The sequence below is a fragment of the Streptomyces sp. NPDC024017 genome (assembly GCF_040638895.1).
Lineage (GTDB): Bacteria > Actinomycetota > Actinomycetes > Streptomycetales > Streptomycetaceae > Streptomyces.
Genome location: NZ_JBEZYZ010000009.1, coordinates 284,795 through 300,035, shown reverse-complemented (window position 1 = coordinate 300,035; position 15,241 = coordinate 284,795). Strand labels below are relative to the sequence as shown.

General features: G+C 74.2%; 12 protein-coding genes and 1 pseudogene. 7 read left to right on the top strand and 6 right to left on the bottom strand.

The window, feature by feature from the left end; translation table 11 throughout:
- The first annotated feature begins 69 nt into the window (after positions 1-69).
- Complete coding sequence (locus AB0G20_RS25655; RefSeq protein ID WP_361306375.1) at positions 70-1,251, top strand: FUSC family protein; 1,182 nt, start codon at positions 70-72, stop codon at positions 1,249-1,251.
- A gap of 209 nt (positions 1,252-1,460) precedes the next feature.
- Positions 1,461-2,489: an SDR family oxidoreductase gene (locus AB0G20_RS25650; protein WP_361306373.1), complete on the top strand. Its 1,029-nt coding sequence runs from the start codon at positions 1,461-1,463 to the stop codon at positions 2,487-2,489.
- A gap of 139 nt (positions 2,490-2,628) precedes the next feature.
- Here the strand turns inward: AB0G20_RS25650 and AB0G20_RS25645 are convergent, their stop codons facing one another.
- The 4 genes from AB0G20_RS25645 to AB0G20_RS25630 all read right to left on the bottom strand — a co-directional run bounded on the left by AB0G20_RS25645 (position 2,629) and on the right by AB0G20_RS25630 (position 8,557).
- The gene (locus AB0G20_RS25645) at positions 2,629-2,904 is read right to left on the bottom strand and encodes a hypothetical protein (RefSeq protein ID WP_361306371.1); all 276 of its coding nucleotides are present in this window, start codon (positions 2,902-2,904) and stop codon (positions 2,629-2,631) included.
- Positions 2,905-2,965: 61 nt separating this feature from the next.
- Positions 2,966-4,255 (bottom strand): ROK family transcriptional regulator, encoded by a 1,290-nt coding sequence (locus tag AB0G20_RS25640; protein ID WP_361306369.1) that lies wholly within the window; start codon positions 4,253-4,255, stop codon positions 2,966-2,968.
- Between the two features lie 108 nt (positions 4,256-4,363).
- On the bottom strand, positions 4,364-5,335 hold the full coding sequence (locus AB0G20_RS25635; RefSeq protein ID WP_361306367.1) for an aminoglycoside phosphotransferase family protein: 972 nt from the start codon (positions 5,333-5,335) through the stop codon (positions 4,364-4,366).
- 30 nt (positions 5,336-5,365) lie between these two features.
- Positions 5,366-8,557, bottom strand: coding sequence for a cytochrome P450 (locus AB0G20_RS25630; RefSeq protein ID WP_361306365.1), 3,192 nt, complete (start codon positions 8,555-8,557; stop codon positions 5,366-5,368).
- 152 nt (positions 8,558-8,709) lie between these two features.
- Here AB0G20_RS25630 and AB0G20_RS25625 point away from each other — a divergent pair, with 152 nt between their 5' ends.
- Positions 8,710-9,354, top strand: coding sequence for a PAS domain S-box protein (locus AB0G20_RS25625; protein ID WP_361306536.1), 645 nt, complete (start codon positions 8,710-8,712; stop codon positions 9,352-9,354).
- On the opposite strand, the pseudogene AB0G20_RS25620 reads toward AB0G20_RS25625, so the two are convergent.
- Positions 9,294-9,967 (bottom strand): annotated as a pseudogene (locus AB0G20_RS25620) (DUF3626 domain-containing protein). The gene AB0G20_RS25625 and the pseudogene AB0G20_RS25620 overlap by 61 nt on opposite strands.
- 134 nt (positions 9,968-10,101) lie before the next feature.
- Here AB0G20_RS25620 and AB0G20_RS25615 point away from each other — a divergent pair.
- The 4 genes from AB0G20_RS25615 to AB0G20_RS25600 all read left to right on the top strand — a co-directional run bounded on the left by AB0G20_RS25615 (position 10,102) and on the right by AB0G20_RS25600 (position 14,468).
- Positions 10,102-10,596: an FBP domain-containing protein gene (locus AB0G20_RS25615; RefSeq protein ID WP_361306363.1), complete on the top strand. Its 495-nt coding sequence runs from the start codon at positions 10,102-10,104 to the stop codon at positions 10,594-10,596.
- 87 nt (positions 10,597-10,683) lie between these two features.
- Complete coding sequence (locus AB0G20_RS25610; RefSeq protein WP_361306361.1) at positions 10,684-11,937, top strand: FUSC family protein; 1,254 nt, start codon at positions 10,684-10,686, stop codon at positions 11,935-11,937.
- A gap of 45 nt (positions 11,938-11,982) precedes the next feature.
- Complete coding sequence (locus tag AB0G20_RS25605) at positions 11,983-13,158, top strand: hypothetical protein (RefSeq protein ID WP_361306359.1); 1,176 nt, start codon at positions 11,983-11,985, stop codon at positions 13,156-13,158.
- 116 nt (positions 13,159-13,274) lie between these two features.
- Complete coding sequence (locus AB0G20_RS25600; protein ID WP_361306534.1) at positions 13,275-14,468, top strand: lactonase family protein; 1,194 nt, start codon at positions 13,275-13,277, stop codon at positions 14,466-14,468.
- On the opposite strand, the gene AB0G20_RS25595 is transcribed toward AB0G20_RS25600, so the two are convergent.
- Entirely contained in the window at positions 14,436-15,164 is a 729-nt protein-coding gene (locus AB0G20_RS25595; protein ID WP_361306357.1) for a DUF2470 domain-containing protein, read from the bottom strand. The two genes, AB0G20_RS25600 and AB0G20_RS25595, sit on opposite strands and share 33 nt — an antisense overlap.
- Positions 15,165-15,241: the final 77 nt, after the last annotated feature.

Sequence of the window (15,241 nt, the reverse complement as noted above, 5' to 3'; positions counted from 1 at the left end):
GACAGGGGCTCGGACATGGGGACGGCCTCGGGTGGGCGGCCCCGGGGAGCTCCGACGGCTCAGGTGCAGATGCGCGAGCCTGAGCGGGGAACGCGCTCCGTACGGCCGGTGGATGCCGTGCGGCGCGAGGTGCGGGCCGCCTGGGACGCCGTGCGGGCGGCGTGGCGTGGGCCGGGGCGGGAGCGGGATCTGGTCGTCCAGTCGCTGAAGGCGGCCGGGGCGGCGGTGCTCGCCTGGCTGGTGGGCGGCGTCTGGATGGGCGACCCGCTGGCACTGATGGCGCCCTGGGTGGCGCTGGTGCTGGTGCAGGCCACCGTGTTCAGCTCCCTGGTGCAGGGCGCGCGGCAGTTCGGGGCGATCTGCGTCGGCACCTTGCTGGCTTCGGCGGCGCAGGCGATCACCGACGACACGACCGGCGCGCTCGCCCTGTCCATACCGGTGCTGATGCTGCTCGCGAACTGGCCCCGCTTCGGCGACCAGGGCATCTACGCGGCGACCACGGCCCTGTTCACCATCTCCTCCGGCATGGTCAGTCTGTCCGCCGTCGGGCACCGGGTGGGGCAGGCCGCGATCGGCGCGGTCATCGGCGTCGCCGTCAACGCGCTCGTCCTGCCGCCGGTCCACCTGCGGGACGTACGGGAGAACCTGGCGGCGCTCGCCCGGGAGGCGGGGGACGTGCTGCACACCGTCGCCGGCGATCTGCGCGAGGGCGAGTGGGACGCGCAGACCGCCTCCGGCTGGGTCGGTGCCTCGGCCCGGCTGGACCACCGGCTGAAAGGGCTGCGCTCGGCGCGCCGGTGGAGCCAGGAGAGCCTGCGCCTGGCCTACGGCCCGCTGCGCGCCCTGCACCGCGTACCGCACGGGACCGCCCTGCCGCCGGTGGAGGAGGACGAGCGGCTCGGCCGGGTCACCGGGCACGTCACCACGCTGACCCGGGCCCTCGCGGTGTCCGTGGACGACAACCGGACGCCCGCCCCGCCCGAGGGCCCGGTCCTGCGCTCGTACGCGCGTCTGCTGGAGCTGATCGGGGACGCGCTGCGCGCCGAGGCCGACAGTCTGCTCGACGGCAGTGTGACCGCCCGGCCGGACGACGAGACCGAGAAGGCCATGCGGGATCTGCACGAGGAGTTGCAGGACAGGCTGCGCCGGCACGCCGGGGAGAGGGCCGCCCCCACGGCGGTCCTGGGCACGCTGTTGCTGCAGGCGGAGAACCTCTGGGCCGAGACCGTCACGGGCGACCGGGAGCAGTGACGCACCTCACCGGGCAGGGGTTCCGGGCTCGGAACACCCAGAGGTGGTTGCCCGTTGAACGAGGTGCGGGTCCGGACAGGATCCGCCCCTGAGCCGCCCCGGCCGTGATTCCCCCGTCCGGCCGGGGCTTCTCTCTGCCCACGTGCAATCCGCGCCACCCGGGTACTCGGTCACCTCTTGCGAAACCAGGCGGCCGAGAGGAGCGCGAGGTGAGCAGCGGAACGGACATGAAGGTCGTCGTCACGGGTGCCACCGGCAACGTCGGCACCAGCGTGGTGCGCCTGCTGTCGGAGGACCCGGAGGTCGCCTCCGTGCTGGGCCTGGCCCGGCGGATCCCCGACTGGTCGCCGCCGAAGACGGACTGGGCCGCGGTCGATCTGGCCGCCGAGCGGTCCGATCTGGTGGAGCGGTTCACGGACGCCGACGCGGTGGTCCATCTGGCCTGGGCGTTCCAGCCGACGCACGACCCGGCGGCGACCTGGCGCACCAACGTGCTCGGCAGCATGCGGGTCTTCGAGGCGGTGGCCGCGGCGGGCGTGCCCGCACTGGTGCACTCCTCGTCGGTCGGCGCGTACTCGCCCGGCCCGAAGGACGAGGCGGTGGACGAGTCGTGGCCGACGCACGGCTGGCCGGATGCCGCGTATTGCCGGGAGAAGGCCTATCTGGAGCGGGCGCTGGACACGTTCGAACGCGACCACCCCGAGACGCGGGTGGTGCGGATGCGGCCCGCCTTCCTGTTCCGGCGGGAGTCCGCGAGCGAGCAGCGCCGCATCTTCGGCGGCCGCTTCCTGCCCGGCCCGCTGGCCCGCCCGGAGCTGCTGCCGTTCCTGCCGGACATCCCGGGGCTGCGGGTGCAGGCGCTGCACACGGACGACGCGGCGAACGCGTACCGGCTGGCCCTGCGCTCCGATGTCCGGGGCCCCTTCAACCTGGCGGCCGAGCCGCCGATCGACGCGCGGCTGCTGGGCGAGATGTTCGACGCGCGCCCGGTGCGGCTGCCGCGCACCGCGGCCCGGTCGGCGATCGCCGCCGCCTGGGGCCTGCATCTGCTGCCCGCCTCCCCGCACCTGTTCGACGCGGTGCTGCGGCTGCCGCTGATGGACTGCACGCGGGCGCGCGTGGAGCTCGGCTGGCGGCCGGAGCACACGGCTCCCGAGGTGCTGGAGGAGTTCCTGCTGGGCCTCCAGCAGGGCGCGGGAGAGCGCACGGAGCCGATGCGGGGTCGCAAGGTGGGCTGATCCGGGCGGGCCCCAGGCTGATACGGGGGGGACCTCAAGGGACCCGGGCTGATCCGGGGGATCCTCAAGGGGCCCGGACATGCCCGAGGGCCGCAGCCGACCCCCACAGCCGGCTGCGGCCCTCGGTGGTATGCCCTCCTCAGGCGGAGGGCTCGTCCGGCACCGGGTGCTCGGGGTGAACCGTTCCCGAGCGCGGTGCTCCCTGCCGGCCCGTCCCCGCTTCGTCCGTGTCGGGGACGTCACCGGCGGGCTCGTCGGTCTCGTCGTCGCTCTCGTGCTCGGCGTTCTCGCCGCTGCCCGTGAAGCGCGGGGCGACCTCCCACGGGTCCTCGCCGTCGTCGGCCTGCTGGTCCGGCATGTCCCGCGGAACGGGGTCACCGTTCTCGCCGGGTCCTTCGAGGCGGTGGTCGGTCACGGCGTGCTCCCTTCTGTGGTCCGGGCGCCAGGCGAGTACCTCCGCGGTGATCCGCGAAACCTCAGCGCGGTGCCCGCTCCTGAAGTGCCGTGCGCCAGGCGGGGAGCGGGTACTCCGGTGCCGGGTCGGGGCGGCGTCCGCCGCGTGCGAAGAAGTCGGCGAGCGGCAGGATCGCGGCGCCGACCGTGACCGCGTCGGGCCCGAGCCGGCCGAGGTCGACGGTCACTTTCCCGGCCGGGTGGCGCAGCGCGTACGACATGGCGTGGCGGCGTACGGCGGGCAGGAAGCGCGCGCCGAGTGCCAGGCCCGCCCAGCCGCCGATGAGGATGCGCTCGGGCTGGAAGAGGTTGATCAGGTCGGACAGGCCAGCCCCGAGGTACTCGGCGGTCTCCTCCAGGACGGCCAGCGCGACGGGGTCGGCCGTGCCGCCCTCGGGCGGGTAGGCGGCGGCGAGCATCGTGGTGAGGGCGCTCTCCTCGTCGGTGCCGTCCGGGACCCGGCCGCCCTCCTCCCGCCAGCGGGCCAGCAGCGACTCGGCGCCCGCGTAGGCCTCCAGGCAGCCGAGAGCCCCGCACCGGCAGCGGCGGCCCCGGACCCGCACGGTCAGATGCCCCCATTCGACCGCGCGGCCCTGCTCCACGTCCGGGGTGACGAGGCTCGCGCCGACGCCGGAGCCGAAGAGCACCACGACGGCGTTGCGGGCCCCGCGCCCGGCGCCGAACCACATCTCGGCCTGGCCCAGCGTCTTGGCGCCGTTGTCGATGAAGTACGGGACGGTGTCGGGCAGCGGGGAACCGGCGCGGAGCAGGGCCTCCAGCGCGACGGCGTCCCAGCCGATGGTCTGCCCGTGCACGAGCGCGCCGTGGTCCGCGGTGCGCTCCACGATGCCGGGGACGCCGATACCGACGCCGAGGAGCCGCTCGGGCGCGAGACCGGCGGCGTCCAGCACCTCGGCGATGCCGTGGCGGATGTGGTCGACGATGGCCTCGACCTCGTACCGCTGCGGCGAGAGCGGGCGCTCGGCGCGGGCGAGCTCGGTGAGGGTGAGGTCGAAGAGTTCGACACGGACCCGGGTCTCGCCGACGTCGACGCCGATCATGTGGCCGCTGCCGGGTGCGACGCGCAGCAGGGTGCGGGGGCGGCCGCCGTCGGAGTCGACGCTGCCCGCCTCCTCGACCAGCCCGTCGGCGACCAGGTCGGCGACGACGTTGCTGACGGAGCCGGAGCTCAGGCCGGTCGCCGGACCGAGTTCGAAGCGGCTGAGCGGGCCGTCGAAGTAGAGCCTCTGCAGCACGGCCGTGCGGTTGGCCCGCCTGAGATCGCGTACCGTGCGCCCGTTCCGCGCCGCCATGTGGTTCCCTTCGCATCCCCTGTCCGACCTGCAACATACCGTCGGGAGCAGGCGGGGCGCGACATTCCTCCACCCCTTATTTCACGATGTGAGCTAACCGGGGTCCGCTCAGGAGGGTCGGGACGCCTCCTCGATCTCGTCCAGGGCGGCGAGGAGTTCCGGGGCGACCGTCTCCTGCACCCACCGCTGCTGCTCCTCGCCGGCCTCGCGGGGAATCGTCTCGGTGAGCATGATCAGGTACAGGTAGGAGCGGTACAGCGCGAGGCGCAGGCGGGTCGGGGCGTCGAAGTGGGCCCGGCCGCCGGCCTCCCGGTAGCCCGCCAGGAAGTCCTCGTCCTTCCTGATGTCGCCGAGCAGCGCCAGGGAGACGAAGTCGGCCAGGGGATCGCCCCAGAACATGCGCTCCCCGTCGATGAGGCCGCCGATACGTGCCTTCCCGCCCGGGCGGTCGACGAGGATGTTGCCCCGCCACAGGTCGAAGTGGACGAGGCACGGGGCGGTGACCTCGTCGAGGGTGCCGTAGGCGGACGCGGCGGTACGGGCCACCGCGTCGACGGGGCGGGGCAGCCGGGCCCCGTAGCGCCGGGCGTCGTCGAGGACGGCGTCGAACATCGCCGTGAACGCGGCCCGCCAGTCGGGGGCGAGCGGGCCGAGGGCGCCGGAGGGGTAGCCGTAGCCGGGGCCGGTCACGCCGTGCAGGCGGGCCACCTGGCGTCCCAGTTCCGTGCGCAGGGCGGTCTGTTCCGTGTCGGTGAGCGTGCCGTCCCACGGGTCGCCCGGCACGGCCGTCATCAGCAGGAAGTCGTCCCCCGCGGACACCTGCCGCGGCGCGGTCACCCCGACGCGGGCGGCCGAGCGGTAGAACTCGGCCTCCGAGACGAGCAGCCGCTTCTCGTGCCGCAGACCGGGGACGGCCGCGGCGGGCGGGATCTTGAGCACGTAGCGGCTGCCGTCGGTGAGGCGGAGTTCCTCGACGGTGTTGTACGTGCCGCCGGTCAGCGGGGTGAGGTGGGCGAGGCGGCCGGGGTCCAGTCCCGCCGTCTCCAGGATGTTCCGGGCCCGTTGCCAGGAGTCCACCACCGTGTGCCCACCCCTCCCCTGCCGCTTCGGTCAGCCGGCCGCGTACACGTCCTCGACGTAACGCCCGTCCGCGATCAGCCCGTCGAGCCACTGCTCCGCGGCGGTCTCGTCCGCGCCGTCGACGGCCTGCGTGTGCTTGCGGAACAGCGTACGGAACGCCTCCCGCACTCCGGGCGCCATTCGGGAACCGTCTCCGCAGACGTACACCCGCGCTCCGGCTTCGAGCAGGGCCCAGACCTCCGCGGCCTCGGCGGCGATCCGGTGCTGCACGAACCGCACCTCGCCCTCGGGGGTCTCGCTGAAGGCGGGGCGGAGGGAGACGGCTCCGGCGGTCTCGGCGGCGCGCAGTTCCTCGGCGTGCAGGAAGTCCGCGTCGGGGGCGTCGCAGCCGAAGTAGCAGAGGGCCGGGGCGAGTGCGGTGCCGGCCGCGAGGGCCGCGGTGCGGTCGGCGATGGTGCCCCGGAAGGGGGCGAGGCCGGTGCCGGCCGCGACCATGACCACCGGTGCGGAGTCGCCGTCGACGTCGATGCGGAAGGCCTCCCGGCACGGCTGCACGCGCGCGTACACCGTGTCGCCGGGCTCGACGGTGGTGAGGTGGCCGGAGCCGGTGCCGCGGTAGACGCCCTTTCCGGAGCGGGCGGGTGCCTCCAGCAGCGAGACCATCAGCTCCACGTGGCCGGGATCGACGGCGGGCGAGGAGGAGATCGAGTAGTGGCGCGGGCGCAGCGGGGAGAGGAGGTCGAGGAGCTGCGGCCAGTCCAGGACGCCGCGCAGCGCCGGGTGATCCTCCAGGATCTCCACGAGGGTGCGCGGGTCGTCGGTGAGGGCGGCCAGGGCCATGCGCTCCGGGGGGCACGGGTTGGCGGCGGCGAGCGCGGCCAGCTGCCCGGCGCTCGGGCGCTCCTGCAGCTCCACGTGGTGGGTGAGGAGCTGCCGTACCGTCACGGGCCGGTCCACGGCGATGCCGTCGCGGCGCGGGCGGGTGGCGCGGATGTCCAGGACGGTGTCGAGGTCGACGCCGAGCGCGGTGGCGGCACGGGCGACGAGGCCGGGGGCGTTGGCGGGCAGCACGGTGAGGTGGTCGGCCGTGCGGTAGGTGACGCCGTCCGGGAGGGCGACGCGGAGGAACCGCTTGCGGCGCGGGTAGCCGGGCGCGGTGAGGTCGCGGGCCTCGGTGACGCGCATGGGGACGAGTTCGTGCCGTTCGGCGAGGGCGTCCAGCGGGCCGCCGGTCAGGGTGCGGACCTCGTAGGCGGTGGCGGGCTCGGGGTCCGGCGTCGTGGCGTCCGGGTCGCCGTAGCGCTCCAGCAGGGCGGTGCGCAGGGCCGCGGTGAAGGTGCGGACGGTGCCGGTGAGGTCGCCGGAGGCGTCGGCGGCGGCGCGCTCCAGCAGCCGGCCGGCGCCGGACTCGGCGAGCCGCTCGTCGATGCGGGTGGGGACGTGCTGGTAGGTGGCGGCCCAGTTGCGGTCGCCGACGCCGAGGACGGCGTACGTCACGCCGGACAGGTCGTGGGTCTCCTCCAGCCGGGCGGCGAAGGCGGTGGCGTCGTCGGTGGGGCGGCCGTTGTAGGAGGCGGCGGTGATGACGACGGGCCGGACGGTGGGCAGGCCGCCCGCGTAGGCGTCGAGAGGTGCCACCTCGGTGTCGCAGCCGATCGCTGCGGCCTCGTCGGCGAGCTGGGCCGCGAAGTCGCGGCAGGTGCCGTAGTTGCTGCCGTGCAGGAAGAGCGCGGCGGTGCCGGGGCGGACGCGGGCGGGCAGGCCCTGCGGCTCGGCCGACTCGGTGTCCTGGGCCCGGGCGGCTCCGGGCAGCGGCGTGTGGACCCGGTCGGCGGAGGTGCGCGGCGCCAGCGCGAGGGTGAAGCCCTCCGGCTTGAGGGTGAGGGTCTCCTTGACCGTCAGCCGGTAGTCGGCGTGGTCGCGCAGCCGGTAGCGGTGGACGAGCATGGCCAGCAGCATGGTCGCCTCGTGCAGCGCGAACTGGCGTCCGATGCAGGCGCGCTCGCCGGTGCCGAACGGCTTGAAGGCGTGCACCGGCCGCTCCGCCTCCGCCTCGGGCGTGAAGCGGGAGGGGTCGAACAGCTCGGGGTTGTCGCCCCACACGGGCTGCCGGTGCAGCATCGGCGTGAGGACCAGAGCGGACTGTCCGGCGCGCAGCGGGATGCGGCCGCCGAGCAGGGTGTCCTCGCGGGCCTGCCGGGAGAAGACGGCGGCCGTGGGCCACAGCCGGAGGGCCTCGTTGAGGACCTGGCGGGTGTAGGTCAGCCTGCCGACCTCGTCGTACGTCGGCTCGGGGTCGGCCCGGTCGCCCCACAGCTCGTCGACCTCGCGCTGCACCAGCTTCAGCGCGGTGGGGTGCTTGGCGAGGTAGTACAGCGCGAACGACATGGCGCCGGAGGTGGTCTCGTGGCCGGCGATCAGGAACGTGATGACCTGGTTGCGGATGTTCGCGGTGTCGAGTGTGGTGCCGTCGGCCGGGTGCTCGGCGGTGAGCATCAGGCCCAGCAGGTCGTCGGAGCCGCTCTGGTCGGTGCCGGTGCGCGCGGCGATGACGTCGTCGACGACCCGGGCCAGGTAGGCGGAGTCGTCCCGGAAGGCCGCGTCCTGCGCCGAGTAGTCCTGGCCCGGGACGCGCGCCAGGCGGGTCATGCTCCACTCCAGGCAGCGGACCATCGACTCGACGAAGGGGTGCGGCTCGGCCCGCTCGAAGGAGCCGAAGTCGTAGCCGAAGCCGGCGAGTCCGATGGTGTCGAGCGTCATGCGGGTCATGTCGTCGGGCACGTTCACCGGCTGTCCGGCGCGGGCGTCGCGGTCCCAGGACTCGATGAGCCGGCGGGCCACCTGCAGCATCACGGGGTGGTAGGTGCGCATCGAGCCCAGCGCGAAGGCGGGCATGAGGATGTCGTGCGCCTTCGCCCAGTTGGGCTCGTCGTTGTACGCGGTGAACAGGCCGTCGGCGGCGAACTCCCGGACGTTCTCCAGGCCGGGCCCGATGTGCTTGGCGAACCGCTGCTCGTCCGCGAGGTCGGCCACGAGGTCCAGGTCGCCCACGAACAGGGTGTCCCGCCCGTACAGTCGCCGCACGAACGCGGGCCCGTGCTCGCGCATCAGGTCCATGGCCTGCTGGATGGGCGCACCGCCGGGGCCGGTGGCGGAGATGTCGGCGACGGGGACGCCGGGGAGGGCGTCGGCGGTCAGGGGAGTCTGTCCGGTGGGGGGCATGACGCGGCAACTGCCTTTCGCGGTACGGAAGTACTGCGCTCCAGCGTGATCCACCGGGCCCGGGAGGCCGTGCCGTGGCCCTACATGATTGTGTAGTGCAAGCAGATGCGCCGCTCTTGCGCGAGGGCGGCCCGGCATGGCAGGAGAGGCTCGTGGACCTGGCCCGGCAGGAGGCCGTGACGTGGCGCAACCGCGCCCTGCTCCTGTTCGACCGGGTCGCGATGCCGGTCGCGGTGTGCGACGTGTACGGGGCGGTGCTGCTGGCCAATCCGGCGATGGCCGCGGAGTGCGGTACGACGCCCGGGCAGCTGCGCGGCCGTGACGTGCTGGACCTGTTCAGCCCGCGGGAGGCCATGCAGGTGGAGCGCATCGCCGAGGCCCTGCGCCTGCGCCACCGCTCGCGCTACCAGGTGTCGGTGCGCTGGCGGGCCCCCGGCGACGTGGAGCGCTCCGGCGAGCTCACGGCGGATCCGGTCAGCGACTCGGCGGAGGACACCCCGGCCCTGCTGGTGATGCTCCGGGTGGACGCCGAACGCGCCCCCTCCCCCGCCGCACCCGCCGGACCGGCCCGGGTCACACCGATGGAGGCCCGCATCCTGGCGCTTGTGGCCGCCGGCGCCACCACGGCCCGGGCGGCCCGCGAAACGGCCCTGACCACGGACGGCGTGACCTACCACCTGCGCCGGCTGTCGTCCCGCTGGGGCGCGTCCAACCGCGCGGAGCTGGTGGCCCGGGCCTATGCGCTGGGGGTGCTGACCCCCGGGGTGTGGCCGCCGGAGGTCTCGGGCCCCGAGTAGGCCGTGCCCGCACCCTCCGGGGCGCCGAAGCGGGCGAGGGTGTGCCAGACCATCTTGAGGTCCTGCAGTTCGTAACGGCGGGTGCGGGCGGCATCGCCGATGACCCGGGGGTCGATCAGGCCGTCCCGTGCGATCCGGGCACCCAGCTCGGCGCACTCGGGGCCGCGGTAGGACGCGCGGTGCCGCAGCTCGGCCACGGAGAGCCGGTAGCCGGGATGCCACTCGACGGCGCAGGGCAGCGACCGGGCCGCCGCCTCGACGGGCGTGCCGCGGTAGCAGGCGTCCAGCACGAGCGCCTCCACGTCCCGGGCGAGGTCGACGCCGCCGTGCACATGGGCCTCGACGTAATCGTTCAGGGCGTCCTGCTCGTCCGCCTCGGCCGACGCGATCAGTAGGCTCCGCCGAAGATCCGGCTCTCCCATCGCCACCGGTCGCCTCCGGGGTGGGCGGTGAGGCCGCCGTTCCCGGTGCAGGTGACGAACTGCGAGTGGTAGGCGCCGTCGCGGGCCGGCGCGGTGAGGATCGGCCGATCACGCGCCATGCGGTCCGGATGGAAGTTCAGCGTGATGTGCAGGCGCGGGTCGACGGCGGGTCCCGCCGAGCGCACCGCCACATGGCGCAGCGCCGCGCGAGCGCGCGAAGAGACGACCTCCCGGAAATCCTCTGGCTCCCCCTTGTCGCCGATGTCTACCCTGAACCCGAAACCTAGGACCCCTAGGTTTTGCCTCGACGACCAGGAGCCCTCCCATGAGATCACTCACCGAGCCCGACGTCCGCAACTCCTTTGTCAACTGCTCGAAGGGCGAGGCCAAGCGTCTGGCCGTGCCCCGGGACCTCGGCGAGCGGCCCTGGGACGATCTCGACTTTCTCGGGTGGCGGGATCCCGGGGCGCCGGACCGGAGCTATCTGGTGACCGAGCGGGCGGGGCGGCTCGTCGGCTTGGCGATGCGGTTCCAGGCCGCGCAGCGCGGGTTCCTGCACCGCAGCATGTGTTCGCTGTGCCTGACGACGCACCCGCGGGGCGGGGTCTCGCTGATGACCGCGCGGAAGGCGGGGGCGGCCGGGCGCGAGGGCAACTCCGTCGGGGCCTACATGTGCACCGACCTCGCCTGTTCCCTGTACCTGCGCGGGAAGAAGGCGCCGGAGGCCGGGTCCCGGTTCGAGGAGAGCCTCACCCTGGAGGAGCAGATCGAGCGGACCACGGTGCGCCTGGCCGCCTTCCTCGACAAGGTGTACGCCTGACCGCCCTCGGTCGCCCGCTGTTTCCCCCGGCACTAACGTCCTTCATGGACGCGTTCGACACGCCCGGGGAAGGGGAACAGCCCGAGGATGCGAGAGGTACGTGAGTGGACGGCGCACGCCGAGCGGATCGTGAGGAAGCGTCGTGATCCCGTGGTCGTCCAGACGCTGCGGTCCGCGACCGCGGCGACGATCGCGTACGTCATCGCGCTGCGGCTGAGCCCGGAGGCGGCGCCCCTCACCGCTCCCCTGACGGCGCTGCTGGTCGTCCAGGTGACGCTGTACGCCACGCTCACCAACGGCTTCCGGCGGGTGAACGCCGTGGTGACCGGCGTCCTGGTCGCCATCGCGTTCAGCCTGCTGGTGGGCCTGACCTGGTGGAGCCTGGCGCTGCTCCTGGTGGCCTCGCTGGTCGTGGGACGGCTGGTCCGGGTGGAGGAGTACGTACCCGAGGTAGCGATCAGCGCGATGCTGGTCCTCGGCGTCACCAGCGTCGGGGACACCGCCTGGGCCCGGGTGGTGGAGACCCTGATCGGCGCATCCGTCGGGCTCGCCTGCAATCTGCTGCTGTCTCCGCCGGTGTGGGTGGAGGAGGCGGGCGAGTCGATCGACGGTCTGGCGCGCCGGCTGCGGCAGCTGATGCTGCGCATGGGCGAGGAGGCCGCGGGCGGCACGCCCGTGGACCGCGCGGAGAAGCAGCTGCACGAGGCGCGTCGGCTGGACCACGACATCGTCGAGGTGGACGCGGCCCTGCGGCAGGCCGAGGACAGTCTGCGGCTCAACCCGCGCGTGCAGGACAGCGTGCTGCACCGGGTCGTGATGCGCACGGGCCTGGACACGCTGGAGATCTGCACGGTCGTCCTGCGCGTGCTCGCCCGTTCCCTCACCGACCTCGCGAAGAAGCGCGAACCCGAGCCGCTGTTCGAGGCCGAGACGGGCGCCGCCCTGGAGCAGCTGCTGTCCGAGATCGCCGACGCCGTGGTGAGCTTCGCCGTACTGGTCACCACCCACCTCAGCGCGAGCGCCGAGTCGGCGGAGGAACGCCTCGCCGCGGAACTGCGCACCGCGGCGGGCACCCGCGACAAGCTGGCGCTGCTGCTGCGCGAGGAGGCCGAGCGCGACCCGGGGCACTGGCAGCTTCCGGGAGCGGTCCTGACGGAGGTCGACCGCATCCTCGACGAACTCGACACCGAGCACCGCACCCGGCGCCTGTTCGAGGAACTGGACCGCGTGTCGCGCGAGCAGCGCGCCCGGATGCCGCGGTTGACGCGGCTGCGGGAGCGGCTGGGCGTCACGGAGCAGATGTGGCGGAACCGCGCGGGGTTCGACGGGCGTTCTCGCTGAGGGAGCGCCGGCAGGGGGCCGGCACCTGACGCGAGGAGCGGGCCGATGGCCGACACGACCGTGCGGATCGACGGGAACACACTGCGGCTGCCGGGCGGGGTGGCCGTGCGGTTCATCCGCACCCTGCGCCTGCCGGAGACCGGCACCCATCCGCTGCCGCCGGGCCTCGGCGAGTTCCCGGTGCGGCGGGTCGCCGACTACGGGGACAGGGTTCCCGAGGAGTGGCGGGCGCGCGGCGGTGTGATGCTGCCGGTCTATCTGCGCGAGGCGATGTGGCTGAGCTTCGCGGGCACCTCGGAGCCGGCCGCGCTCCAGGTCGGCGTCGGCAAGGTGTGCGCGGTCTCGGGCCGGCCCTGGAGCGGCCGCCTGGCACGCGGCCCGCAGAACTACGTGGTGCTTCCCCGCCAGCCCTGGCTGGACGGCATCAACTCCGGCACGGGCACGGTCCGGCAGTTCGTGGCCGTCCCGCTCGGCCTGGGCGCCACCGTCGAGGGGCAGGTCACGGGCGAGGAGGTGTGGGGCGGCGTACAGCTGCAGTCCTTCGCGCTGAACGACCGGGAGCTGGCGCGCTGGCGTGAGGAGGAGCGGCAGCGGGCGGAGCAGACGCGGTCGATGGCCCCGCCGAGTGGTTACGGCGCCGCGATGCCGGGCGGTCTTCCCGCCGCCGCGGGAGGCGGTTTCGGCGCCGCGATGCCCTTGTCGGCCCCGCCCGCGTCCGGCGGCTTCGGCGCCCCGATGCCCTTCGCGGCACCGCCCGCGCCCGGCTCTCCCCCGCCCGCCCCCGGGTCAGTTCCGGCACCGGCCGCTGCGGGTGCTCCTGCGAGCGCGCCCCGCGCGGCCGCCGCGATGGGCCTGGGCGTCGGCGGCTCCATGCGGCAGGAGGTCTACCAGGACGACCGGCCGCTGACGGACTGGTCGGAGCAGGCGGCGGGCCGGGTCTTCGTGCACCTGGTGACGCCGCCGGAGTGGCGCCGCATCACCGGCGAGGCCGCACCACCGTCGCCGGTGGACCGGGCGGCGTACACCCGCGCGGGCCTGCCCTGGTTCGACTACTACGACGAGGACGCGCAGGACCTGGCCCCCACGGACACGCTCGCGTCCGTGAAGCCGGTCGGCGACTGGCTCGGTGACGACCACGAGCCCTGGCAGCCGCCCGTGCCCGGGCAGACACAGCAGCTCAAGGACGCACCGGGCAAGCCGGTCGGGGACGGGGACTGGTAGCCGGCCCCGGGGCGCGTCGCGTCGCGCGCAACACCCGCTGTCGTTGTTGCACTTGAGCACCGGGAAACGCCAAGGTGGCTGTCACGACGGGGACGAGTGACGACCTGAGGGGCGACATGGACAGTGGTGGCTGGAGCAGGCGCCGGTTCGTCGGCGCACTGGCGGGCGGGGCCGCCGCGGCGGCGCTGCCGTCCTGCGACGACGCGCCCGCGCCCGCGACGAGTCCGGCCACGGCGCCCGAGGCGAGTGCGAGTCCGTCGCGCGAGGCCCGGCGCCCCTCCGGGCCCCGCCCGCTCTACCTCGGCACCTACACGTCCGTCGAGGGCGGCGGAAAGGGCATCGGCCTGGCCACGTACGACGCGGCGACGGGCCGGATCACCGGCACCGGCACGGTCACCGGCGTCGGCAACCCGTCGTATCTCGCGATCCACCCGGACCGCCGCACCCTGTACGCGGTGGACGAGCGCGAGGACGGCGCGGTGACCGCCGTGCGACTGGCCGACCGGAAGGTGCTGGGCAGCCGGAGCACCGGCGGCGCGGGCCCCTGCCATCTGTCGGTGCATCCGGGCGGGCGCTGGCTGCTCAGCGCGAACTACGGCTCGGGCAGCGTGGCCGTGCATCCCATCGACGCCTCGGGCGCCCTCGGCGAGCGCACCGACCTCGTCCGGCACTCCGGTCCGCCGCCCGGCCCCGGCCAGGAGGGCCCGCACGCCCACCAGTTCGTCACGAGCCCGGACGGGGGCCATGTCCTCGCCGTCGATCTGGGGACGGACACGGTCTACACGTACCGGCTGGACGAGAAGGCGGGCACGCTCACCGAGGTCGCGCAGGCGCAGACCCGGCCGGGCGCGGGCCCGCGCCATCTCACGTTCCACCCGGGCGGCCGGTACGCCTACCTCGCCAACGAGGTCGACAACACGGTGGCGGTCTGCTCGTACGCCCCGGCCTCCGGCCGGGTGACCGTCGGCGAGGCGCAGTCCACGGGCACGGGTTCGGGGACGAGCTACCCGGCGCAGATCCTGGTGACGTCCAACGGCCGGTACGCCTATCTCGCCAACCGCGGCCACAACAGCCTCACCCGCTACGCCGTCGAGGGGGACGGCGCCCGGCTCAGGCTGCTCGACACGGTGCCGGTGGGCGGGGACTTCCCCCGGCAGATCGCCTTCTCACCGGAGGGCACGCTGCTCTTCGCGGCGAACCAGAAGTCCTCCACCGTCACCGTCTTCCACGTGGACGAGGCCAACGGCGAACTGCGGCGTGCAGGCGAATCGTTCCCCTCACCCGTCGCCGTCTGTGCGCTGCCGCTGTAGGGCCCGCGGGCACGCCGCGGCGGTGGCCTGGCTGAGCAGGATGTGCATGCGCTCGGTGAGCTGCGCGACGTCGTCGGCGGGCGCGTGGAACGCGAGGCGTACGTCGCCGTGGGTGCGGGCGCGTTCGATGCGCAGCGTCAGTCCGTGCCGGTCGACGGCGAGCGGCTGGACGCGGACCGCGCCGTGCAGGCTGTCGGAGTCGACGAGCCGGGTGAGCCGTTCGACGGCGTCGGCGTGGCAGTCGGCCAGGTGGGTCAGCAGCCGGGCCTCGGCCGTGGTGAGCGGGTCGGGCGCGGCGGTGGCGAACTCGTCGAGGTCCACGACCACGGAGCCGGACGGCTGCCGCAGCACGACGCGCGTGGGTGTGAAGGCGAGCCGCTCCCCCTCGACGGCGAACCAGCCGGCGAGCCACAGCCGGGCGCGGATCCGGTTGCGGACCGGGACGGGCGCGGCGTCGGCGAACTCCAGTACCGCGGACGGCTCGCCGCGGGGCGCGCAGATCGCGGCCGCGAGCAGGGCGCTGTCCTCGGGCACGTCGACGAGCACCCGGCCGTCCTCGCCCACGGTGTGCGCGCCGACCAGTTCCTCCCGTGTGCCCTCCGCGGTCACGGAGCAGGACCACGCGGCGGCGAGCACCGAGCGCGCCCGCTCCGCCGCGGCGGGAGCCGCCGTCCAGCTGTGGCTGTCGTCACCCATCCCAGACCTCCTTAGGTAAGCCTCACCTAACTTACCGAAGATCGGGGTGCGCGCCAACCACGTCACGTGATCTTTGC

Coding starts and splice junctions, on each gene's coding strand:
- AB0G20_RS25655 (WP_361306375.1), top strand. CDS start 70: ATGCGCGAGCCTGAGCGGGGAACGCGCTCCGTACGGCCGGTGGATGCC.
- AB0G20_RS25640 (WP_361306369.1), bottom strand. CDS start 4,255: ATGGCGGCGCGGAACGGGCGCACGGTACGCGATCTCAGGCGGGCCAAC.
- AB0G20_RS25630 (WP_361306365.1), bottom strand. CDS start 8,557: ATGCCCCCCACCGGACAGACTCCCCTGACCGCCGACGCCCTCCCCGGC.
- AB0G20_RS25615 (WP_361306363.1), top strand. CDS start 10,102: ATGAGATCACTCACCGAGCCCGACGTCCGCAACTCCTTTGTCAACTGC.
- AB0G20_RS25610 (WP_361306361.1), top strand. CDS start 10,684: ATGCGAGAGGTACGTGAGTGGACGGCGCACGCCGAGCGGATCGTGAGG.
- AB0G20_RS25605 (WP_361306359.1), top strand. CDS start 11,983: ATGGCCGACACGACCGTGCGGATCGACGGGAACACACTGCGGCTGCCG.
- AB0G20_RS25600 (WP_361306534.1), top strand. CDS start 13,275: ATGGACAGTGGTGGCTGGAGCAGGCGCCGGTTCGTCGGCGCACTGGCG.
- AB0G20_RS25595 (WP_361306357.1), bottom strand. CDS start 15,164: ATGGGTGACGACAGCCACAGCTGGACGGCGGCTCCCGCCGCGGCGGAG.